Genomic DNA, 21892 nt, shown 5'->3' with positions numbered 1-21892 from the left:
GCGGACGCGGTCCCGCCGTGCCGGGGAACGCCGATGTGGTCAGAATCGTTGCCAAGGTGAACGTTCTAGTGAAGGAGCATCCTTGTCCGCCAGCTCGACGGACTCCGCGGGGCATGATCCCCGGCCACCCTCCCGCCAGGTCTGTCCTGAGCGCGGCGCGCAGTGGGGCGCTTACTCCGGGCTGAGGCGTCGATGAGCGCCCTGGAAGCCTGGCTCGGTCTGCTCGCCGTACTGCTGCTGACCGTGGGCACCGGCTATTTCGTCGCCCAGGAATTCGCGTACGTGTCCGTCGACCGGCTGGCCCTGGCCCGTGCGGCCGAGGCCGGTGACCGGTAGGCCGCCCGCGCGCTGAAGGTCCTGGAACGCCTGTCCTTCATGCTGTCCGGCGCCCAGCTCGGCATCACCGTCACCGGCCTGGTCGTCGGTTTCATCGCCGAGCCGTCGGTTTCCGCGCTGCTCAAGCCCGTCCTGACCGGCATCGGTGTCCCTGACGGGGCGGTCGGCGGCATCTCCGTCGTGCTCGCGTTCGTCCTGGCCACGGTCGTGCAGATGGTGATCGGCGAACTGGCCCCGAAGAACCTCGCCATCGCCGTCCCCGAACGACTGGCGAAGTCGCTGGCCTCCTCCACACTGGCGTACCTGAAGATCGTCGGCCCACTCGTGCGCGTTTTCGACGGCGCGGCCAACAAGCTCCTGCGCAAGGTCGGTATCGAGCCGGTCGAGGAGCTCCACCACGGCGCCACCCTGGAAGAACTCGGCCACCTGATCGGCGAGTCCCACGAGCAGGGCCAACTGCCCAAGGACACCGCCGCACTCCTCGACCACGCCCTGGAGTTCTCCGATCGCACCCTGGACGAAGTGATGGTGCCGCGCGTGGAGGCCGTTTTCGTCCGCAGCGACGCGAGCCTCGCCGATGCGGTCGAGCTGATCGCCAAGCACGGCCACTCCAACTACCCCGTCCTGGGCGACCATCCGGACGACGTCAGCGGAGTGCTCGGCGTCCGCGAGCTCATGGCCCTGCCCGCCGACGGCTTCACGGACACCACGGCCGCCCAGGCCGCCCGTCGGCCCCTTCTGCTGCCGGACACCCTCCCCCTGCCGGACGCGGTGGAACAGATGCGGTTCCCAGGGCGACGAGTTCGCGGTCGTCCTGGACGAACACGGAGGTGTGGCGGGCATCGTCACGTACGAGGACATCGCCGAGGAACTGGTGGGTGACATCGCCGACGAGTCCGACCTCATAACCGAGATCGCGGTCGCGGACGGCACCGGCTGGCTGGTGGACGCGGGCCGCCGCCTGGACGAGGTGGCCGAGGCCACCGGCGTAGACCTGCCCGCGGACGAGGACTACGACACCGTGGCCGGCCTGATCGTCGACCGGCTGAGCCGCTTCCCGACCATCGGGGACAGCCTCACGGTCGACCTGCCCGGCGGGGGCCGCGCACTGATCGACGTACGCACCCTCGACCGGCACGTGCCGGACCGCGTGCGCATGGAACGACTGGCCGAGCAGACGGAGGAGCAGGCATGAGTTTCCCCATGGCGCTCTTCGTCACCGTCCTGCTGCTCATCGGCAGCGGGTTCTTCGTCGCCGCCGAGTTCGCCCTCGTCGCCGCCAAACGGCACCGCATGGAGAAGGCCGCCGCCGAGGGACAGCGCGGCGCGGGCGCGGCCCTGGCCGGTATGCGTGAGCTGTCGCTGATGCTGGCCGGCGCCCAACTGGGCATCACCGTCTGCACACTGGGCCTGGGCTCGCTGTCCAAGCCCGCGATCTCCCACGAACTCGACCCGCTGCTGCACGACCTGGGCCTGCCCAGCGCGCTCAGCTACGGAGTCGCGTTCGCCGTGGCGATGATCGTCGTCGTGTTCCTGCACATGGTGGTCGGCGAGATGGCCCCCAAGTCCTGGGCGATCGCCCACCCCGAGCGTTCGGCGATGCTGCTCTCCCCGGCCTTCCGGGGCGTGGTCAAGGTGGTCCGCCCGCTGATCGCCGTACTCAACCGGATCAGCAACGCGCTCGTACGACTGTGCCGGGTCACCCCGCGCGACGAGCTGACCTCCGTCCACAACCGCGAGCAGCTCACCCACCTCGTCGAGGAGTCCGAACGGCTGGGCCTGATCAGCAAGGACGACTCCGAGTTGATCACCAACTCGCTCACCGAGCCCCAGACACCGGTCGGCGAACTCCAGGTGCCCGTCGAGCGGATCATCTCCGTGCCGGCCGAAGCGGGCGTGGCTCAGATCCTCGCGCTCGCGACCGAGCACGACCGCAGCCGCCTGCTGGTGCGCGACGGTGAGACGGTCGTCGGCTCCGTCCACGCCCGCGACGCCCTGGTCGCCAGGGCCCGGCGCCGAGCCGTCACTGCCCGGCACCTGGCGCGCCCGGTGCCCGAACTGACCGTGCGGAACACCGTCGGCGACGCCATCGAACAACTGCGCCGCCGCCGCGCCTCACTCGCCGTCGTCCGCGACGACACGGGCAGCCTCACGGGCCTGGTCACCCTGGACGACCTGCTCGCACGGCTCCTACATCCCCAGGCACCCTGAGCCGCCCAGTAGGGGACAGAGAACACGGGACGGAGAACACGGACCAGAGACCAGCGGTTCACCCGCGGCCTCTCAGTCGATACAGAACTCGTTGCCCTCGATGTCCAGCATCGGGATGCACGAATCATTGCCGTCATACAGCGTTTGCACGTGTACCGCGCCGAGCGGGACCAGCCGCGCGCATTCGGCCTCAAGTGCGGCGAGGCGCTCCTCGCCCACGAGTCCGGTGCCGACCCGCACATCAAGATGCACCCGGTTCTTGGCTGCCTTCCCCTCGGGGACGCGCTGGAAGTACAGCCGCGGGCCCACACCTGAAGGATCAATGCAGGCGAACCAGGAATCCCGCTGCTCAGGTGACTGAGAGTTCTGGAAATCGTCCCAGGTGGCAAACCCCTCCGGTGGCGGAGGTATGACGTATCCCAGCACCACGCACCAGAAACGAGCGAGCCGCTCAGGTTCTGCGCAGTCGAAGGTGACTTGGAACTTCTTGATCGACGTCATCGGGCAACTGTACGGGCGCCTGTACGGACGCCTGTTGGCACCGAGACTCCGGGCGCCGGCGTCGAGCAGGGCGTTCAGGGCGCTACAGGCGTTCACGCTCGTCGCGGTCTGTATCGCCTTCTCGATCATCGCCCACAGTTCCACGGACGTCCCGATCGCGCGTGCCTTCGACGTCGACGAACTCGTCGGCATCCCGGACAAGGACCAGCCCGGTACCGTCCCGCGAGAGGGGGGGTCGCCTTGACGCTCGTGCTTGACCTGGCCCACCCCTGTCCGACGGTGCGGGTCGACGGCGACGCCCAGGAGGCGGCGTGGCTGCTGGTACGCGAACGGCTGCCGGCCCTGCTGGTTCTCGACCAGGTGGAGTGCCCCTACGCGATCGTCCCCGCCGCCCAGCTGCCCACCGCACCGGTGCCCGAACACGACCGTCAGGATCTGCTGCCGGCCCTGATCGGTGATCGCTTCGACGACGACGTCCGAGGGGTACTGTCCGGACGGCCCGTGGCCGACTGGCTGCCCCGGCGCACGCTGCTCGGCGCGATCACCGCGGACGTCTTGTCGGAGCACTTCATCGGAGGACCTTGAACGACTGGCAGAGCTGGGCGGCGGTCGTCGTCTTCGTCGGCGCGTACGCCCTGATCATCAGCGAGAAGATCCACCGTGTCGCCGTCGCCCTCGGCGGTGCCGGGCTGATGCTGGCGATCGGGGCGACCGACGACAAGTCGGCGTTCTACTCCGAGCACAGCGGGATCGACTGGAACGTCATCTTCCTGCTCATGGGCATGATGATGATCGTCGGTGTGCTGAAGAAGACCGGAATGTTCGAGTATCTGGCGATCTGGTCGGTGAAGAGGGCCAGGGCGAAGCCCTGACGCAAGCACTGCGGCCCACAGCAGGGTCGTGTCCATGGAAGTGGCGTACGGGTTCGACCTGATCCGGGGGTTTGCTTCGGCGCCAGGGCGGGGCCGTCTGACGCCCCGTCACCCTTCCAAGGGGTGGCGGGGCGCCGCATGTCCTTGGCCGGGTCGGCGACGGCCGACCACAGATGTTGGTACGGCAGCCTGGTCAGGCTTGTGGGGCGGAGCCCATCTCGCCGCTGAAGGCCAACGGTTCGCTGTCGAAGCCTCGGATCGATTCGCGGAACTCCCAGGTCCCGGAGGCGTTCCTGGTGAACTCCGCGACCGTCGCGGCGGTGCATCCGGCGATCTGCGCGAAGTCGTCTTTCAGTAGCTCCGTGTACCCGTCGACGACCAGAACTCCGGCGTTCGAAATGTCCCCGAAGAACTTGGGTCCGGTGACCTGGTGGATCGCCACCCCCACGACCACCCGGGCGAACGAGGGCGCGAGACGATCGAGTTCGAGGGTCATCGCTTCGACGTAGCCGAACCCCTGGCCGGTCTGGCTGTGCCGGCTCATGTTGATGGTGCCGTCCGGTGAGCGGCTGTCGAAGTGGACCGTGTACACAGGCCGTCCGTAAGGGGCGTCCGCCGAGTAGGTCGTGGCGATGATGTCCAGGTGATGGGGCGGCTGACCCAGGGAACTGGGGTCCCATTTGAGCCGCACCTCGACCTTCCCCACTTCCTTATGACCGTTGCTCACCGGATTGCTGCCTCTCTCGTCGCCGAGCCGCCGCGGGGCGATCCCCGCATGTCAAGTATGGCTTGCCGGCGCTCCGGTGAAGAGTGCGGAACTCCGATTCGACTGTCGGCGGATTCTGTCCATGTCCTCGGGCTTCAGGGCGGCAGGCGGGCGCACGACGGCGTCGGATGCCGGCGGAAAGCACCATGCGCCGGTGCGGCGTAGCGGGACAACGCAGGCGTTCCGCGAGACGCTGCCGCCGGGACGGCGCGAAGGCGTCGTCTCCGCGCCCCTGTCCGATCTCCCTCCGGAGCCCGCCATGGCAGCACCGACCGCCTCGTCCCCTGATGACAGTTACCGCTTCGATGACTTGCGTGCACTCTTCATCAACTGCACGCTCAAGCCGTCCCCCCAGCTCAGCCACACCCAGGGACTCATCGACAAGAGCCGGGCGATCATGGAGGCGCGGGGAGTGACCACGGACGAGATCCGTGCCGTCGACCACGACATCGCGCCCGGCGTCTATCCGGACATGACCGAGCACGGCTTCGCCACAGATGCCTGGCCCGCACTGTACGAGCAGGTGATGGCCGCGGACATCCTGGTACTGGCCGGACCCATCTGGCTGGGCGACAACAGCTCGGTCACCAAACAGACCATTGAGCGGCTCTACAGCTGTTCCAGCCTCCTCAACTCCCAGGGCCAGTACGCCTATTACGGGCGTGTCGGCGGGTGTCTGATCACCGGCAACGAGGACGGCGTGAAGCACTGCGCCATGAACGTCCTCTACAGCCTCCAGCACCTCGGCTACACGATCCCGCCGCAGGCCGACGCGGGCTGGATCGGCCCCGCTGGGCCTGGTCCGTCGTACCTGGACCCCGGCTCCGGAGGCCCGGAGAACGACTTCACCAACCGCAACACCAGCTTCATGACCTGGAACCTCATGCACCTGGCAGCTCTGCTCAAACGCGCCGGAGGAATCCCCGCCCACGGCAACCAGCGCACGGAGTGGGACGCCGGCTGCCGGCCGGGGGCGGACAACCCCGAACACCGCTGAGCCGGACCGGTAATCCCGGGGCTCTTGCATTGCATGACCCGGTGGATGGTGTGCCCGGAGGCAGACCTTACGAGTGCCTGACGTGGTGGGGTCAGCTCTCGTGTCCCGCCCGTCCCGTAGGCAACTCTGGTGCTGCGCGCCGCCGTTCGGTGGCGGCGAAGGCCCGAGGAGCAACGCATGAGCAGGCACACCAGGCGCAGGTCGTCGCTGCAGGTCCGGCTGACCGTCGCCGGAGCCGGGATCCTTGCCGCGGTGGCGGCCGTCACCACGGTGAACTTCGCCTCGGCCGGGGAACCCCAGCGGTCCGGGCGCACGGCCAAGGCGGGCCACGCGGTCTTCGTGCAGGGCAACGAGCTCGCCGGTAACACCATCCACACCTTCGAGCGCGGTGACGACGGCGCGCTGAGTGCCGCGGGCAGCTTCGCGACCGGCGGCAAGGGAGGGGACCAGGTCGACGCGCCCACCGACTCGCTCGCGTCCCAGGACTCCCTCGTCTACGACGACAGGTCGGGCTTACTGCTGGCGGTCAACGCGGGCAGTGGCACCGTGACGTCGTTCCGGGTCCGGGGGCAGAAGTTGACAGACCGTCACATTGTTTCCTCCGGCGGGGACTTCCCCGCATCCATCGCCGTCTACGGCACGCTGGCGTACGTCATGAACGCGGGCGGGGAAGGCAGCGTCCAGGGATTCCGGATCACCGCGAAGGGCCTGGTGGCGTTGAGCGGTTCCCATCGCTCGCTGGGGCTGGACAACGAGAAGGTGCCGCTGTTCAGCAGCTCGCCCGGCCAGGTCGCGTTCACGCCGGACGGCCGTGCGCTGGTCGTCACCACCAAGTCGGCGAACACCGTCGAGGTCTTCCCGATGCGGCGCGACGGACGTCCCGCCCATCGGCCGGTGGTGAACGACTCGGCCGGCGGTGTGCCGTTCGCGATCACCTTCGACAAGGGCGGCCGGATGCTGGTGGCCGAGGCCGAGAAATCGACGGTCAGCACCTACAGGGTCCGCGCCGACGGAACCCTCAAGGTCGTCCAGCAGCCTCTGCCCAACGGCCAGAACACGCTGTGCTGGCTGGAGCGGGCCGGCGACTTCTTCTACGGCGGCAACACCGGCAACTCCACCGTCACTGGCTACCGCACCGACCGGCACGGACAGCTCGCGCTCACCAACGACGTCGGCATCGCCACCCCGCCCTCGGCCATGTCGCAGGGTGTGATCGACCTGGCGGTGACCCGGGACGAGAAGTTCCTGTACGTGCAGAACGCGGTCTCCGGCACGGTCGACGGCTTCCGCGTCGGCAGGAACGGCTCGCTCACCAAGATCACCACCGTCACAGGACTGCCCGCCTTCGCCGAGTCCGGCATGGAGGGCATCGTCGCGGTGTAAGAAAGCGGCCACCGCGGCCCGACGCCCCGGACGTCCTTGTCCGGGGCGTCACGCGTGCGAGCCTCCAGGCCGGCAGTCTCCGGCAAGCCCTGCTACCTGAGCACCGACGACAGGGGCGGCTACATGTCGCGCTTGGCCGACAACATCGAATCGGCGCAACTCGGGACGGCGGCCGAACTGCTGCAGCAGGCCGCGGAAACCCTTGGCGACGAGCACGCTTGCTTGGAGGATATGCAGCTTCTGAGCCTTTTCCAACCTCAGGCTGACGTCGCCAGACGCAGGGCGAGGACGGCCTTCACCAGGTCGGTGATGCGAGTGGTACCGCAGCGAAGCTCGCGCAGCAGGCGCCAGGACTTCAGGCTGGCCATCGCCTGCTCGCCGACCGCGCAGATCCTGGCGTGGGAGACGTTGACGGCTTGCCGGCCCGCGGAGATGTTCTCCCAGCGGGCACGGTAGGGGACGCGCACGGTGCCGCCGGCACCCTGGTATCCCCTTATCGGCCCAGCAGCGCACGCCGGCATCGGCCAGGGCATCGACGATGCCGTGGGTGCGGTAGCCGATATTCATCTTTTTCACTCCGCCTTCGGCTATCCTCCGAAGGATTCCCCAGGGCTGGGCAGGACCCGCCGGAGCTGGCTTCGCCCCAGGGCCCGGCGACAACTCGCCGGGCGGAGTCCCGTGTTCTCCTCCCCGTCCCCCGATCGTGCCCGACGGCCTTCCCGGATTCTCGAAGGAGCACGAAGTGCGTGTGAATGTGCGTGTTCGACGGCGCCCGCAACTGACGGGGTTTCGCGCGGTAGCAACAGTGGTGGTGTCCGCGGCCCTCGTCGTGCCCCTCGCTGCGACCCCGTCGAGTGCGAACACGGTCCACGAGAGTGCGGCGGTCCGCGAGAGTGCGGCCGTCGGCCCTCGGACGCTCTCGGCGGTCCGACAGGACGGCACTGCGGAGACACGCAATCACCTGCGGGAGTTAGCGCGGAAGTTGGTGGAAGAAGGAGTGCCCCTGGTGATCGTGCGGGTGGACGACGGTCACGGCAGGCCCATCGAGATCTCCGAGCAGGCCGCCTGGACGAAGAAGGACCACCGGCTCAGGGCGGACGACGAGGTGCGAGAAGCGTCCAACACCAAGACGGTGATGGCCACCCTCGTCCTGCAACTGGTCGCCGAGCACAGACTCGCCCTCACCGACCCGGTCGACAAGTGGCTGCCCGGCCAGGTGCGCAACGGCAGAGCGATCACCCTGCGCATGCTGCTCAACCACACCAGTGGGTTGTTCGACTACACCGAGGACCCCGCCCTCGCACCGGCCCTCACTGGCCGGGACTCCCACGTATGGACGTCGACGGAAATCCTGAGCCTGGTGAGCAGACACCCGGCACTGTTCGAGCCCGGCACCGAGTGGTCGTACAGCAACACCAACTACATCGCGATCGGCGCCGTCCTGGAGAAGGCCACCGGTAAGAACCTTGCGGCGCTGGTACGGGACCGGATCGCCGGACCCCTCGGGCTCCGGCACACCTTCTACGCCACCGGCTCCGCCTGGCACGACCGGCACGCGCACGGCTACGAACCTGACGCCGCCCACATGCCACCGGACGTCCCCGACGAGTTCAGGAACTACGCCGGACCGCAGCACGACGACCACGTGGACGTCACCGGCGACTACGTCACCGCGAGCGGAGCGGATGCCGCGATCGTGTCCACCGCCGGTGACTGGTCCCGTTTCTACGGCGCGCTGATGTCGGGCGGCCTGCTGCCCGCCGCCCAACTGGCCGAGATGCGCACCACCGTGCCGGAGGACGGGCCGGAGGACCCGGACGAGCTCGGCTACGGGTTGGGCATCGAGACGGCGAAGACCGACTGTGGCACGGTCTGGGACCACGTCGGCGTCGTCCCGGGCTATGCGACCTACAACGTCACCGACTCCACCGGCCATCGCACGGCCGCCTTCTTCTTTGCCACGTCCACTCTCAGCAGGCAGGCGCACCAGACCGGCGCGGCCCTGATGGACGCGGTCAACTGCGCCATGTTCGACTGACCAGCGCGTTTCCGTGGGAGCCGCCTCCGGATCACGACCTACCGTGCCCGCTGGGAGAACATCTCCGCGGGTCGGCAAGCCGTCAACGTCTCCCACGCCAGGATCCGCGCGGTCGGCGAGCAGGCGATGGCCACCCTGAAGGACTGGCGTCTCCTACGAAAGCTCCGTTGCAGCACCAACCGCATCACCGCGATCGTCCAAGCCGTCCTCATCCTTCAACACGCCTCCGCGTGAGGTTGGAAAGGGCTCACTGGCGAAGGAACTGACCGGAGCCCTGCGAGACGTCCTCCGCGTAGCCACCAGCCGTGGTCACCTCCTGGAGGTGAGCGAACCTCACTGCATCTGAGGAGGACGGCCGGCAAGCAGGTACCGGGGCAACCTTCCGTTCAACCCGCGCTGGGAGAGGGACTTGGACAAGGATCCGGGTCCCTCTGCCTGTTGCGTCATGTCGGTCGGGCTAACGACTTCGTGCCGTCCTCTCAGGTGTCTGCACCGTTGGTGGTACCTAGGAGTGCGGCCAATTCGGCGTCGTCCGGGCGGTGGACCGCCTTGGCCGCCTTACGCAGAATGGCGCGGTCGACCTTGTCCGCGTCGGCGATTAGATGAATCACCACGCCGCCGTCGGGCACCGCGTATTCGTGGCTGTCACCTGCCTTGCGATACCACGCGTCGCCGTCGTGCTCACAGGTGACAGCCTTGTCCGACACCTCGCCCAGCGGCTGCTTGGGGCAGCTCTCCGCTGTCAGCGTCCCGCGACCTACGAAGAGGCCGAACTTGGCGGCACCCTTCTCGGACCGATACGCGGCGGCGAACTCGTCTTCGTACTCGCCGACCGACTGCTGGAACACGGTGTAGCCGGAGACCTTGGTGACATAGACGAGTTCCGGCGCGACACCCCAGCCGCGCGCGGCGGCGTCAAGGTCGGCGCTGTCGGCGGCCGTCCCGCCGTTCTTGTCCGCGTCACATCCTGTGAGGAGAACTGGCAGCAGGAGAAGGGGGAACAGTGCACGCGCGGGTCGCATCATGCTCACATCCTTTCGCATGACCATGCCAAAGGCGTAAATGATAAGTGGGTGTCCGCCATTGTCATTCAATTAGACACTCACGGAAGACCACGTACACGGTGCGTTGGGTGGTTGCGGACAAGCGCTGGCGCGAACCCTTCGGCACCGTTGCGCTTGCCGAGGGCTTCCGCTCCGAGCGGATCCGGGCCACGGGGAAGGGCGAGGCCTTCGTCATCGCCACCGGGCTGCCGGTGTCCCACCGCTCCAAGTCGGCTTCCATGAGCGGGTACACGTTCGCCGTCGAGTACGTGGATGCCCGTTGGCCGGAGCTCGGCGGCAACAGCCGTAAGAACACCGCCAAGACCCTGACGGCGGTCTCCATCGCACTGCTGCGAGCCCAACCGACCCAGTTCGCCCCGGTGGCCGTGCGGACCGCTCTGCGCGAATGGGTGTTCAACGCGACCCGTCGTGCGGATGCCCCGCGAGACGTAGTGACCATCTTGAGGTGGGTGGAGCGCAACTCCCTGCCGGTCTCGGCCTGGGAGGAGGAAGAGAGGGTCGATGAGGTCCTATGAGCCGTCGACACGCGCCTCGACGGCAAGCAGGCGGCGGCCTGGTCGAAGAAGCGTCACCGCCGGATCCTCAACGTCGTCATGAAGCACGCGGTGCGGCGCCGCGTCCTGCGGACGAACCCCCTCCCCAAGGGGAAGGAGTCGACGGCTGTCACCAAGACCACCAACGCCGTGGACAAGCGGTCCTTGATGAATGCGGACCAGGCGGCGGCACTCCTCGACTGGATCCGGCGCCGGCCCCGTGGAGGAAAGCGGCTGCACGCGTGCTTCGCCACGCTGTACTACTGCGCTCTGTGACCGGAGGAAGCCATAGCCATGCGAGTCCAGGACGTGATGCTTCCCGGCCCCGACGCCGGGGGCCAATGGTGTGAGCTGCTGATCCGCACGGCGACCCCGGAGGTCGGCAAGCAGTGGACCGATACCGGAGAGATCCACGAGGAACGCGACCTGAAGGGCCGTGCCGAGGGCGGGACACGCACCGTGCCGGGGCATCCCGCCCTGACACGCATCCTGCGGCAGCACATCGAGGACGAAGAGCTCAAGCCCGGTGATCTGCTGTTCCAGGGGGAGGCGGGCGGCATCCTCGCGGGTTCGGTCATCCGCCGGGCCTGGCGCAGTGCACGTAAGGCGGTCCTGCCCCCGCACGTCTTCGAGTCGCCCACGGGCAGGCGGGTGTACGACAACCGGCACACGCGCCTCACGAAGTGGCTCAATGACGGGATCCCGCCCGCCCAGGTGGCCGAATGGGCCGGAAACAGCGTGCCGGTGCTGCTGGCCACTTACGCTCGGTGCGTCGAGGGGCAGTTGCCTGACCTGAAAAGGCGCCTGGAGGCTGCGGGGGATCTCCCCGAGCTGCCCGACGTCGGCTGAGGTTTCTCGCCGAGAACTTCGACACGTATTCGACACGGCCACCCGCGAAAACCCGGTGACAGCCGGACAGCCCCGGAACCTGCCCCTTGATCGTCGGGGGAGTGTCCGGGGCTGTGGCGTACGAGTGAAACCCGATCTGACCAGCAAAAAGGCCCTCCCAAAGGAGAGCTGAGACTTGCGCCCCCGGCAGGACTCGAACCTGCGGCCAAGCGCTTAGAAGGCGCCTGCTCTATCCACTGAGCTACGGGGGCCGGGTGTGGTGGCCTCAGTCGTGGTGGGCCCGGGTGTGGGCCGGTCCTTGACGTTGCCGGGGACAAGGATAGGGCTCCTGCGGCCTTGTCCTGGTTGCTTCACCTCCGTGGCTCAATGTGGAGGTTCAGTGAAGCGGTCCTGATAATCGCAGGCAGGTACGAATCGTGCACCGCTTTTGCCCTCTCGCGCATCGGGTGTTGTGCACTCGTTATGCCTGGACTGCGCCTACGTCCTAGACGTCCCTTCCGTCCCTTGTGTTCTGTCGGCGCGCAGACATGCTCATATGCTTCAGAATTCCCCTAAAATTGGGCATTCTTCACATGTGGTGACCTTGGACGTACGGCCTCAGCTGCTCGACGCACTCTCCGCCCTGCGCGACCGTGTCGCCGCCGCACGCTTCCCGCTGCCCCTGCCGGGAGCGCCACGCGCGCGTGCCAACCGCGACGAACTGCTCGCGCAACTCGACGACTACTTGGTGCCCCGACTGAGGGAACCTGAAGCGCCCTTGCTCGCCGTTGTGGGCGGGTCCACAGGGGCCGGCAAGTCGACCCTCGTCAACTCCCTTGTGGGGCGCCGGGTCAGCGAGGCCGGCGTACTGCGGCCCACGACCCGGACACCGGTGCTGGTCTGCCATCCCGAGGACCATCACTGGTTCAGCGGGATGCGGGTGCTGCCCGACCTCACGCGCGTGTGGGTGCCCCACCACGATCCGGGGCAGGACTCCGGCGACGATCTGCTGCTTCCCGGCGAGGACGGGGCACGGGTCCTGCGGGTCGAGACCGCCGAGAGCCTGCCGCGCGGACTCGCCCTCCTCGACGCCCCCGACGTGGACTCCCTCGTCGCCGACAACCGCGTCCTCGCCGCCGAACTGATCTGCGCCGCCGACATCTGGATCATGGTCACCACGGCCGCCCGGTACGCCGACGCCGTCCCCTGGCATCTCCTGCGTACCGCCAAGGACTACCAGGCCTCCCTGGTCACCGTCCTCGACCGGGTGCCCCACCAGGTGGTGTCCGAGGTGTCCCGGCAGTACGGCGCCCTCCTCACCAAGGCCGGCCTCGGCGACGTACCGCGCTTCACCGTGCCCGAACTGCCCGAGTCCGCCTGGGGCGGTGGGCTACTTCCGGCCACCGCCGTGGCGCCGCTGCGTGCCTGGCTCATCCAGCAGGCGCAGGACCCCGCCAGTCGGCAGCAAGCCATGGCCCGTACGGCGTACGGCGTCCTCGACTCCCTCAAGTCCCGTATGCCCGAGCTGGCCGGCGCCGCCGCGGCGCAGTACTCGGCCTCCCTGCGGCTCACCGCGGCCGTCGACGGGGCCTACGACAGCGAGCACGCGCGCGTGCGGGGGCGTTTGCAGGCCGGCGCCGTCCTCGCCGGTGACGCGTTGAAGCGGTGGCGCGCCTTCCCGCTCGACTGCTCCGCGGGCGAACTCCTCGACGCCCTCGTGGAGAGCCTCTGCGCCCTCCTGCTCTGCTCCGTCACCGCCGCCGACGAACGCGTGGACGACGCCTGGCGCCGCGAACCCGCCGCCGACGCCCCGGGACTGACGGGACGCGACCCGTCCCAGGAGACCGTCGAACACCGCGTCGGGATGGCCGTACGGCGATGGCGGCGCGAGCTGGAGGAGTACGCCGAGGAGGAGCTGCGCGACCTCGACCGGAGTGCCGCCCCGGACGTCGAGGCGGTCGCCGCGCTGGTCGCCACCGCACTGCTGGGCGGCCGACGGGCCCGCTCCGCCGGCGAGGGGCTGGCCGAGCGCATCGGCGCCCATGGCGCCCTGCGGTTGCGTGACCGCGGCGGACGGCTGCTCGCCGATCACCTGGACCGGGTCATGCACACCGAACGCGAGCGCCGCCTGGCCCCGCTCGACGCACTCGAAGTCCATCCGGAGCCCCAGGCCGAACTCATCGCCGCGCTGTCCGTACTGCAGAAGGAGAGGTGACCGCCGTGACCGCAGTCACTGACCACGACCACCACGACGCCTCGGCCGAAAACGCGCCTCCACAGGAGAGCCTTTCCGACCCCGACAAAGCCGAGAAGAACGACGAGAACGACACGAGGGAAGAGGTGAAGCAGGAAGCGGTAAAGCAGCAGGAGGACGAAAAGAAGGACGGTACGGAGAAGGACAGCGACGGCGGGGCGCCCGAAAGCGACACCCCCGGGGAGGCCCCTTCCGCCAGTGGTGATGGTGATTGCGACGGCGATTCCGCCCCTGCCCCTGCCTCCGCCTCTCCCGCCAGCCCCAAGAGCCCCTCCAAGAGCCCCCCTGAGGACACCCCCAAGAACACCCGCCCGGACCCCCGCCCGGAATCCGAGTCCTCCGGCGCCTGGGACGACGGCCTGATCGCTCGTCGCGTGTCCGAGACGGACCCCCCGCCCGCGCGCGAGACGGTCGTTGAGCCCCGGGTCTCCAGCAGCGTCCCCCAGCCCGTGATGCCCCTGGCGTACGACGGGCCGCTGCGCTCCCGGCTCGACGCGCTCCGGGAGCTCGTGGGGCTGTCCCGTACCCGGCTGGACAGCGGAACCCTCGCCGAGGCCGGCCGGGTGCTCGACGAGGCGGCTGCCCGGCGCAGGCTCTCCGGGCAGCACACCGTCGTCGCCATCGCGGGCGCCACCGGCAGCGGCAAGTCCCAGCTGTTCAACGCCCTCGCCGGAGTGGCCATTTCGGAGACCGGAGTACGCCGGCCGACCACCAGCGCGCCCATCGCCTGCAGCTGGAGCGACGGCGCGGCCACCCTCATCGACCGGCTCGGCATCCCCGGACGTCTGCGCCGGCGCCCCCTGCAGAGCGCGGAGGCGGAGGCCCAGCTGCGCGGTCTGGTCCTGGTCGATCTGCCCGACCACGACTCGGCGGCCGTTCAGCACCGCGAACAGGTGGACCGCGTACTGGCCCTGGTCGACGCGGTCATCTGGGTCGTCGATCCGGAGAAGTACGCGGACGCCGTGCTCCACGAGCGCTATCTGCGGCCCATGGCCGGGCACGCGGAGGTCATGTTCGTCGTCCTCAACCAGGTGGACCGCCTCCCCGGCGAGGCCGCCCACCAGGTCCTCGACGACCTGCGGCGACTGCTCGACGAGGACGGCATCGCCCTGGGGGAGTACGGCGAACCGGGCGCCACCGTACTGGCGCTGTCCGCGCTCACCGGGCACGGCATCGGCGAACTGCGTGAGGCGCTCGGACAGTTCGTGGGCGAGCGCGGGGCCGCGGCACGCCGGATCTCGGCCGACCTCGACGCCGCCGCATGGCAGCTGCGGCCCGTCTACGCGACCGGACGGCGCGCCGGGCTCAGCGAACGGGCCCGGGACGAGTTCTCCGACCGGCTCGCCGACGCGGTGGGCGCCACCGCCGCCGGCCAGGCCGCCGAACGGGTCTGGCTGCGCAACGCCAACCGTGCCTGCGGGACCCCGTGGCTGCGGCTGTGGCGGTGGTGTCAGGACCGGCGCGAACCCTCCACCGGCCGTTTCGCCGTACGCGAGCAACCGGACGAGGAGGCCACGGCCCGCCAACGTGTCGAGCAGGCGGTGCGTACGGTCGCGGAGCGGGCGTCCGCCGGACTTCCCGCGCCGTGGGCGCTGGCGGTGCGCGAGGCGGCCGTACGGGGGGCACAGGGCCTGTCCGAGGCGCTGGACGAGCTGGCGACCCGCGCCGGGACCCCGTCGGGACGGCCGCCCCGGCCGGGCTGGTGGCCGGTCGCGGTGCTCGCGCAGGCCTCCATGACGATCCTTCAGATCGTGGGCGGGCTGTGGCTGGTGGGTCAGATCGTCGGGGTCATGGCGCCGAACCTGGGTGTGCCGGTGCTGCTGATGTCGGTGGGCATCGTCGGCGGTCCGGGCGTGGAGTGGAGCTGCAGACTGGCGGCTCGCGGCCCGGCCCGCCGGTACGGCCTGGAGGCGGAACGGCGGCTGCGGGAAGCGGCGGCCGGCTGCGGCCGGGCCCGGGTCCTGGATCCGGTGGCGGCGGAACTGCTGCGGTATCGCGAGGTACGGGAGCAGTACGGGCGGGTCACGGGGGCTCGGGCGGTGGTCGGGTGAGCGCGCGACGGATGTTCGACCGGAGGGGCGTCGACCGGAGGGGTTGCGACTGGACGGGGTTTCGACCGAAGGGGTCCGGACGGGGCAGGAAGGGTGGGGAACCCGCAGGCCGCAAGGCCTGAACCCCGGATGAGTGACGGGCAAACGGGACAGCGGTCCCCCGGTCGGGTGACGGAGTTTTCCACAACCGGCCGGTAGTCCACAGGGCTCAGCGGGCTCGGACCGACGGATGCATTCTGGCTTCGCGGCGATCACGACGGATGTGATCGGCGCGCAGCGGCGACCGGAGCAGTTCTCGCGGTCGCCGTGTCGGAGACAGCCGTAACGGGACGGGCCCGTACGGGTATCCGCCCGGCGCGAGTGCGCCGGAGCCGGGAGGGGTGGTTCGCGTGAACGAGACGATGGTGTGCGCGGTGGGCAATGTGGCGACGCAGCCGGTGTACCGAGACCTGGCGTCGGGGGCGTCGGCGAGGTTCCGCCTCGCGGTGACCTCGCGCTACTGGGACCGCGAGAAGAACACGTGGACGGACGGACACACCAACTTCTTCACGGTGTGGGCGAATCGGGCCCTGGCGACGAACGTCGGGGCATCGCTGTCGCTGGGCGAACCGGTGATCGTGCAGGGCCGGTTGAGGGTGCGCACGGAGATGCGCGACGGGCAGAGCTGGACGTCGGCGGACATCGACGCCGTGGCGATCGGCCACGATCTCGCGCGGGGTACCTCGGCCTTCCGGCGCTCCGCCGGCCCGCTCAAGGGCGAGGCCTCGGCGACGCCACGTCCTGAACCCAGTTGGGAGACACCCGTGGCCGACGAGGGCGGAGGCGGGGCGCGACAACGGCGGGAGCCCGCGGCGGTGACGTGACACCGGTCCGGGGTCGGCGTCGACGCCGACCGAACTGAGGCTTATCGGTGAACTGACCGGCATACGGATGATCTTGGCGATAACGATTCCGAGTCGGATCGGTCACTCGATGACAGGACTGGAAAGTGCGGTCCGCCACGTCCCTAGGATGCCCGGCATAGCTCACTGGGCTTCTGATGCTGCTGGTGGGACCGCACCCCCCACGTCAACGGGTCCTGCTCGAAGGGGAATTCTGTGTTTTCTTCGTTCTCCGCGCTGTCCGGGCGCGGGCGAGCGGCGGCGGCCCGGCTCGCCGCCGCGACCATGGTGTCCGGTCTCGCCGTCACCGGCGCGCTGGTCACCGCGGGTACCGCCGTCGCGGACGCGACCCCGCAGCAGCAGGGCGGGGCGACCGCCACCATAGGCGGGCTGAAGACGTACGGCACGGCCGTCGTCCACGGGGACGACGGTGACCAGCAGCTGTCCGCCGGCCTGTTCGAGATGTCCGTCGACAACGGGGGCACGCTGCAGACGTACTGCGTCGACCTGAACAACCCGACACAGAAGGACGCCAAGTACCAGGAGACGTCCTGGAGCGGCACCTCGCTGAGCGGCAACAAGGACGCCGGCCGGATTCGCTGGATCCTGCAGAACTCCTATCCACAGGTGAACGACCTCGCGGCGCTGGCAGCCCGGGCGGGCGCCGCCGGACTCACCGAGCAGGACGCGGCGGCCGGCACCCAGGTGGCCATCTGGCGCTACTCGGACGGCGCCGACGTGGACGCGGTCGACCCGCAGGCCGAGAAGCTTGCGGACTATCTGGAGAAGAGCGCGCAGAACCTCGCGGAGCCCGACGCTTCGCTGACCCTCGACCCGCCCGCGGTCTCCGGCCACCCCGGGGAGCGGCTCGGGCCGGTCACGGTGCACACCGACGCGGACAGCGTCACGGTGATACCGCCCGCCGACGCCGCGACGAGCGGGGTACGGGTCGTCGACCAGGACGGCCGGGCCGTCACGTCCGTGGTCGACGGCGGCCAGATGTTCTTCGAGGTGCCCGGGAAGGCGCTGGACGGTTCGGCCGCGCTGAGCGTCCAGGCCTCGACCAGTGTGCCGGTCGGCCGCGCCTTCACCTCCGACAGCAGAAGCCAGACCCAGATCCTCGCCGGCTCCAGCGAGTCCACGGTCTCGGCGACGGCGACCGCGAACTGGGCCGCCACCGGTCCCGTCCCCGCGCTGTCGGCGCGGAAGAACTGCGCGAAGAACGGTGTGGACATCACGGCCGCCAACAAGGGCGACGAGGCGTTCACCTTCCAGCTGATGGGCTTCGAGCACACCGTCGCGGCCGGGGAGTCACGAACGGTGACGATCCCCCTGCAGGAGGACCAGCCGTACGACTTCACGATTCTGGGGCCGAACGGCTTCGGGCAGCGGTTCGCGGGCGTCCTCGACTGCGCGACCCAGAGCGGCGCCGGCGGGGACGAAGTGCAGACGCTCAGTGAACCGAGCCCGGCCCTGGCGGGCGACACCTCCGCCGACGGCGTCAACCTGGCCGAGACCGGCAGCTCCGGCGCGACGCCGATGATCGCCGGCGTAGCGATCGTCCTGCTGGCGATCGGCGGCGGCGTGGTGCTCCTCGTCGGCAAGAAGGAGCCGCACGGGGCAGGTCGTCGGAAGTGAGCGCGAGCGCGAGCGCGAGTGTGAGTGACATCGCACCTTGACAACTCAACAGTGTGTGACCGCACGGTGACCCACCGGACCACGCGGCCCCGGCCCCGCCCGCTTGGCGCCCGGGGCCGCTGACGTACTCGTTTCCCCGCAAGGGTGGCCGTACGGCAAGATGGGGTGTAACCCCACCACTGCCTGATTTCAAGCTGCCGGACGGTTTCTCTTGGCTGAGTACATTTACACGATGCGCAAGACGCGCAAGGCTCACGGCGACAAGGTCATCCTTGACGACGTGACGCTGAGCTTCCTGCCCGGCGCGAAGATCGGTGTGGTCGGCCCGAACGGTGCCGGTAAGTCCACCGTTCTCAAGATCATGGCGGGTCTGGAGCAGCCGTCCAACGGTGACGCGTTCCTGTCGCCGGGCTTCAGCGTCGGCATCCTCATGCAGGAGCCGAAGCTCGACGAGTCCAAGACCGTCCTGGAGAACGTCCAGGACGGCGCCGCCGAGATCATGGGCAAGCTCAAGCGCTTCAACGAGGTCGCCGAGCTCATGGCGACGGACTACTCGGACGCGCTGCTGGACGAGATGGGCAAGCTCCAGGAGGACCTGGACCACGCCAACGCCTGGGACCTGGACGCTCAGCTGGAGCAGGCCATGGAGGCGCTGGGCTGCCCGCCCGGCGACTGGCCCGTCACCAACCTCTCCGGTGGCGAGAAGCGCCGTGTCGCCCTCTGCAAGCTGCTGATCGAGGCCCCGGACCTGCTCCTCCTCGACGAGCCCACCAACCACCTCGACGCCGAGTCGGTGAACTGGCTGGAGCAGCACCTCTCGAAGTACCCGGGCGCTGTCGTCGCCGTCACTCACGACCGGTACTTCCTGAACAACGTCGCCGAGTGGATCCTCGAACTGGACCGCGGTCGCGCGATCCCCTACGAGGGCAACTACTCCACGTACCTGGAGAAGAAGGCCGCTCGTCTCAAGGTCGAGGGCCGCAAGGACGAGAAGCGCGCCAAGCGCCTCAAGGAAGAGCTGGAGTGGGTCCGCTCCAACGCCAAGGGCCGCCAGACCAAGTCCAAGGCCCGCCTGGCTCGCTACGAGGAAATGGCGGCCGAGGCGGACAAGATGCGGAAGCTGGACTTCGAGGAGATCCAGATCCCGCCGGGCCCGCGTCTGGGCTCGATCGTCGTCGAGGTCAGCAACCTGTCGAAGGCGTTCGGCGACAAGGTCCTGGTCGACGACCTCTCCTTCACGCTGCCGCGCAACGGCATCGTCGGCATCATCGGCCCGAACGGCGCGGGCAAGACCACGCTGTTCAAGATGATCCAGGGTCTCGAGCCCGCGGACTCGGGTTCGGTCAAGATCGGTGACACGGTCAAGATCAGCTACGTCGACCAGAGCCGCGCCAACATCGACCCCAAGAAGACCCTCTGGGCCGTGGTGTCGGACGAGCTGGACTACATCAACGTGGGCCAGGTCGAGATGCCGTCGCGGGCCTACGTCTCCGCCTTCGGCTTCAAGGGCCCGGACCAGCAGAAGCCGGCCGGCGTCCTGTCCGGTGGTGAGCGCAACCGCCTGAACCTGGCGCTCACGCTCAAGGAGGGCGGCAACCTGCTGCTCCTCGACGAGCCCACCAACGACCTCGACGTCGAGACCCTGTCGTCGCTCGAGAACGCCCTGCTCGAGTTCCCGGGCGCGGCTGTGGTCATCTCCCACGACCGCTGGTTCCTGGACCGGGTCGCGACCCACATCCTCGCGTACGAGGGTGACTCCAAGTGGTACTGGTTCGAGGGCAACTTCGAGTCGTACGAGAAGAACAAGGTCGAGCGGCTCGGTGCCGACGCGGCCCGTCCGCACCGCGCCACCTACAAGAAGCTGACCCGGGGCTGATCTTGCGGCACATCTACCGCTGCCCGCTGCGCTGGGCGGACATGGACGCGTACGGCCACGTCAACAACGTGGTCTTCCTCCGCTACCTGGAGGAAGCCCGTATCGACTTCCTGTTCCGCCCGGACAAGGATTTCCAGCAGGGGTCCGTGGTGGCGCGCCATGAGATCGACTACAAGCGGCAACTGGTCCACCGGCACACGCCCGTGGACATCGAGTTGTGGGTCACGCGGATAAGAGCGGCGTCGTTCACGCTCACCTACGAGGTCAAGGACCCGGACCAGGTGTACGTCCGGGCCTCGACCGTCGTCGTGCCGTTCGACTTCGCGACGCAGCGTCCGCGCCGCATCACCTCCGAGGAACGGGAGTTCCTGGAGGAGTACATGGACGCTGACAAAGCCGAAGCCAAGGCCGAGGTCAAGGTCGAAGCCACGGCCGACGAAGAGGGCGGGGCCGTCGCCGCATGACGGTCCTGCACCTCGCCGACGAGGGGGAGACGGCGGACCTCGCCGCCTTCCTCGCCCGGCTGCTCCACTACGACCGTGGGGCAGCGGTACGCCTCCAGGTGTCCGGGACCACGCTTGCCGTGTTCGGGCGGCCCCCGTCCTTCGAGGTCCTCGCCATCCGGACGGCCCGGCTCACCAAGCCCTACGAGAACGGGCTGGACGTCGCCCTCGACGTCACCGTGTCGGCCGGTGAACTCCTGGAGACGGCGGACGAGTCGGCCGCCACCCTCACCGTCCCCGGCGCCGTGACCGGCCCGCCCTGGGCCGGGGTGCTGCCCCCGCGCGGCGGCTGGCGACCGGAGCCCGGCCTGCCCGAACCGGACGCGCTGCGCGCCATGGTCGCCGCGGCGGTCGCCGAATTCCGGTCCCGTACGCAGGAGTTGCCGGACGAGCTGCGTACCCGCGCCGAACTCGACCGGATCGGACGCGAGATCTGGACCCGGACGGTGGGGGACACCCCCCTGCCGGTGCGGGCCGTCCACGCGGCGCAGTCCCTGGGCTTCCTGCGGCCGGCACAGGTCGGTCAGCCAGCCGCGGAGGCGCCGCTCGCGCTGGTCTCGGCGGGGGCCTGGCTGCGCCTGCGCACCCCGTACGGCTCGATCGCCGTACGCAGGGCTGGACTCGGGTCACTGGACGTCAGCGTCCGCTGAAGGCTCGCTCAGCCCCTCAGCCCCTCAGCCCGGTCAGTCCGTCAGCCCTCGGTGTTCACCATCGAGGCCGCCGCGTACGTCAGGTAGTTCCACAGCGTCCGCTCGTGCTCCTCCGAGAGGCCGAGCTCCTCGACGGCGACGCGCATGTGCTTGAGCCACGCGTCGTGCGCAGCCCGGTCGACGGCGAAGGGGGCGTGGCGCATCCGCAGCCGGGGATGGCCGCGGTTCTCGCTGTACGTCGTGGGGCCGCCCCAGTACTGGATCAGGAACAGTGTGAACCGCTCCTCGGCCGGGCCCAGGTCCTCCTCCGGATACATGGGCCGCAGCAGCGGGTCCTCGGCGACACCCTCGTAGAACCGGTGCACGAGGCGACGGAAGGTCTCGTCGCCGCCGACCTGCTCGTAGAAGGTCTGCTCCTGAAGCGTGCCGCGCGGAATCTCTTTCACGTCACCCATGGTCTCAGACTGACCGGCCGAGGACTCAAGGCCTAGGACCACCCCCTCGTGGCCA

At 69.1% G+C, this 21892-nt stretch carries 20 protein-coding genes, 1 tRNA gene and 5 pseudogenes; 20 read left to right on the top strand and 6 right to left on the bottom strand.

Translation table 11 applies throughout. The features are described 5' to 3' along the window. Positions 1-192: 192 nt before the first annotated feature. Positions 193-1531: pseudogene (locus OG241_RS19860) on the top strand (hemolysin family protein). After that, positions 1528-2547, top strand: coding sequence for a hemolysin family protein (locus tag OG241_RS19855; RefSeq protein ID WP_405816876.1), 1020 nt, complete (start codon positions 1528-1530; stop codon positions 2545-2547). The pseudogene OG241_RS19860 and the gene OG241_RS19855 overlap by 4 nt, the downstream one beginning before the upstream one ends. Positions 2548-2619: 72 nt before the next feature. Here the strand turns inward: OG241_RS19855 and OG241_RS19850 are convergent, their stop codons facing one another. After that, a complete protein-coding gene (locus OG241_RS19850; RefSeq protein WP_405816875.1) occupies positions 2620-3048 on the bottom strand; it encodes a VOC family protein in 429 nt (142 codons plus the stop codon). A gap of 34 nt (positions 3049-3082) precedes the next feature. Between OG241_RS19850 and OG241_RS19845 the strand changes: the two genes are divergently transcribed. The 3 genes and pseudogenes from OG241_RS19845 to OG241_RS19835 all read left to right on the top strand — a co-directional run. Next, a complete protein-coding gene (locus OG241_RS19845; protein ID WP_405826909.1) occupies positions 3083-3292 on the top strand; it encodes a hypothetical protein in 210 nt (69 codons plus the stop codon). Beyond that, entirely contained in the window at positions 3289-3633 is a 345-nt protein-coding gene (locus OG241_RS19840) for a hypothetical protein (protein WP_405816874.1), read from the top strand. The genes OG241_RS19845 and OG241_RS19840 overlap by 4 nt, the downstream gene beginning before the upstream one ends. Next, positions 3630-3917: pseudogene (locus OG241_RS19835) on the top strand (SLC13 family permease); the annotation flags it as partial. The gene OG241_RS19840 and the pseudogene OG241_RS19835, both read left to right, overlap by 4 nt. 196 nt (positions 3918-4113) lie before the next feature. Here the strand turns inward: OG241_RS19835 and OG241_RS19830 are convergent. Beyond that, positions 4114-4647, bottom strand: a complete 534-nt coding sequence (locus OG241_RS19830) for a TerD family protein (protein ID WP_405816873.1) — start codon at positions 4645-4647, stop codon at positions 4114-4116. Positions 4648-4945: 298 nt separating this feature from the next. Between OG241_RS19830 and OG241_RS19825 the strand changes: the two genes are divergently transcribed. The 3 genes and pseudogenes from OG241_RS19825 to OG241_RS19815 form a co-directional block, all read left to right on the top strand. Further along, positions 4946-5683: a flavodoxin family protein gene (locus tag OG241_RS19825; RefSeq protein ID WP_405816872.1), complete on the top strand. Its 738-nt coding sequence runs from the start codon at positions 4946-4948 to the stop codon at positions 5681-5683. A 177-nt stretch (positions 5684-5860) separates the two neighbouring features. Beyond that, a complete protein-coding gene (locus OG241_RS19820) occupies positions 5861-7066 on the top strand; it encodes a lactonase family protein (RefSeq protein ID WP_405816871.1) in 1206 nt (401 codons plus the stop codon). 36 nt (positions 7067-7102) lie between these two features. Further along, positions 7103-7309, top strand: a pseudogene (locus OG241_RS19815) (hypothetical protein); the annotation flags it as partial. 14 nt (positions 7310-7323) lie between these two features. On the opposite strand, the pseudogene OG241_RS19810 reads toward OG241_RS19815, so the two are convergent. Then, positions 7324-7618 (bottom strand): annotated as a pseudogene (locus tag OG241_RS19810) (transposase family protein); the annotation flags it as partial. Between the two features lie 454 nt (positions 7619-8072). Between OG241_RS19810 and OG241_RS19805 the strand changes: the two are divergent. Both OG241_RS19805 and OG241_RS19800 read left to right on the top strand, forming a co-directional pair. Then, complete coding sequence (locus OG241_RS19805) at positions 8073-9104, top strand: serine hydrolase domain-containing protein (protein ID WP_405816870.1); 1032 nt, start codon at positions 8073-8075, stop codon at positions 9102-9104. 9 nt (positions 9105-9113) lie between these two features. Continuing rightward, a pseudogene (locus OG241_RS19800) lies at positions 9114-9338 on the top strand (transposase family protein); the annotation flags it as partial. Positions 9339-9583: 245 nt separating this feature from the next. On the opposite strand, the gene OG241_RS19795 reads toward OG241_RS19800, so the two are convergent. Continuing rightward, on the bottom strand, positions 9584-10129 hold the full coding sequence (locus OG241_RS19795) for a hypothetical protein (protein WP_405816869.1): 546 nt from the start codon (positions 10127-10129) through the stop codon (positions 9584-9586). A 107-nt stretch (positions 10130-10236) separates the two neighbouring features. Here OG241_RS19795 and OG241_RS19790 point away from each other — a divergent pair, with 107 nt between their 5' ends. The 3 genes from OG241_RS19790 to OG241_RS19780 all read left to right on the top strand — a co-directional run bounded on the left by OG241_RS19790 (position 10237) and on the right by OG241_RS19780 (position 11550). Beyond that, positions 10237-10683, top strand: coding sequence for a hypothetical protein (locus OG241_RS19790; RefSeq protein ID WP_405816868.1), 447 nt, complete (start codon positions 10237-10239; stop codon positions 10681-10683). Between the two features lie 78 nt (positions 10684-10761). After that, the gene (locus OG241_RS19785) at positions 10762-10977 is read left to right on the top strand and encodes a hypothetical protein (protein WP_405816867.1); all 216 of its coding nucleotides are present in this window, start codon (positions 10762-10764) and stop codon (positions 10975-10977) included. 18 nt (positions 10978-10995) lie between these two features. Next, on the top strand, positions 10996-11550 hold the full coding sequence (locus tag OG241_RS19780; protein WP_405816866.1) for a hypothetical protein: 555 nt from the start codon (positions 10996-10998) through the stop codon (positions 11548-11550). Positions 11551-11728: 178 nt separating this feature from the next. Here OG241_RS19780 and OG241_RS19775 read toward each other — a convergent pair. Then, a tRNA-Arg gene (locus OG241_RS19775) sits at positions 11729-11801 on the bottom strand. Between the two features lie 323 nt (positions 11802-12124). On the opposite strand from OG241_RS19775, the gene OG241_RS19770 reads away from it, so the two are divergent. The 7 genes from OG241_RS19770 to OG241_RS19740 all read left to right on the top strand — a co-directional run bounded on the left by OG241_RS19770 (position 12125) and on the right by OG241_RS19740 (position 21382). Next, positions 12125-13744 carry a dynamin family protein gene (locus OG241_RS19770; RefSeq protein ID WP_405816865.1) on the top strand — a complete coding sequence of 540 codons (1620 nt, stop codon included), beginning with the start codon at positions 12125-12127 and terminating at the stop codon, positions 13742-13744. A gap of 5 nt (positions 13745-13749) precedes the next feature. Beyond that, positions 13750-15834 (top strand): GTPase, encoded by a 2085-nt coding sequence (locus tag OG241_RS19765; protein ID WP_405816864.1) that lies wholly within the window; start codon positions 13750-13752, stop codon positions 15832-15834. Between the two features lie 389 nt (positions 15835-16223). Further along, positions 16224-16697: a single-stranded DNA-binding protein gene (locus tag OG241_RS19760; protein WP_405816863.1), complete on the top strand. Its 474-nt coding sequence runs from the start codon at positions 16224-16226 to the stop codon at positions 16695-16697. A 234-nt stretch (positions 16698-16931) separates the two neighbouring features. After that, entirely contained in the window at positions 16932-18353 is a 1422-nt protein-coding gene (locus OG241_RS19755; protein WP_405816862.1) for a TQXA domain-containing protein, read from the top strand. 211 nt (positions 18354-18564) lie between these two features. Continuing rightward, positions 18565-20229 (top strand): energy-dependent translational throttle protein EttA, encoded by a 1665-nt coding sequence (gene ettA, locus OG241_RS19750; RefSeq protein WP_405816861.1) that lies wholly within the window; start codon positions 18565-18567, stop codon positions 20227-20229. Positions 20230-20231: 2 nt separating this feature from the next. Further along, a complete protein-coding gene (locus OG241_RS19745) occupies positions 20232-20693 on the top strand; it encodes an acyl-CoA thioesterase (protein ID WP_405816860.1) in 462 nt (153 codons plus the stop codon). Then, complete coding sequence (locus OG241_RS19740; RefSeq protein WP_405816859.1) at positions 20690-21382, top strand: hypothetical protein; 693 nt, start codon at positions 20690-20692, stop codon at positions 21380-21382. The genes OG241_RS19745 and OG241_RS19740 overlap by 4 nt, the downstream gene beginning before the upstream one ends. Before the next feature lie 41 nt (positions 21383-21423). Here the strand turns inward: OG241_RS19740 and OG241_RS19735 are convergent, their stop codons facing one another. Continuing rightward, the gene (locus tag OG241_RS19735) at positions 21424-21837 is read right to left on the bottom strand and encodes a globin (RefSeq protein WP_006378001.1); all 414 of its coding nucleotides are present in this window, start codon (positions 21835-21837) and stop codon (positions 21424-21426) included. Between the last annotated feature and the right edge of the window lie 55 nt (positions 21838-21892).

It is taken from the genome of Streptomyces sp. NBC_01390 (assembly GCF_045040105.1).
Taxonomy (GTDB): Bacteria; Actinomycetota; Actinomycetes; order Streptomycetales; family Streptomycetaceae; genus Streptomyces.
The sequence above is the reverse complement of the archived record's forward strand: the minus strand, read 5'-3'. Positions and strand labels throughout refer to the sequence as shown.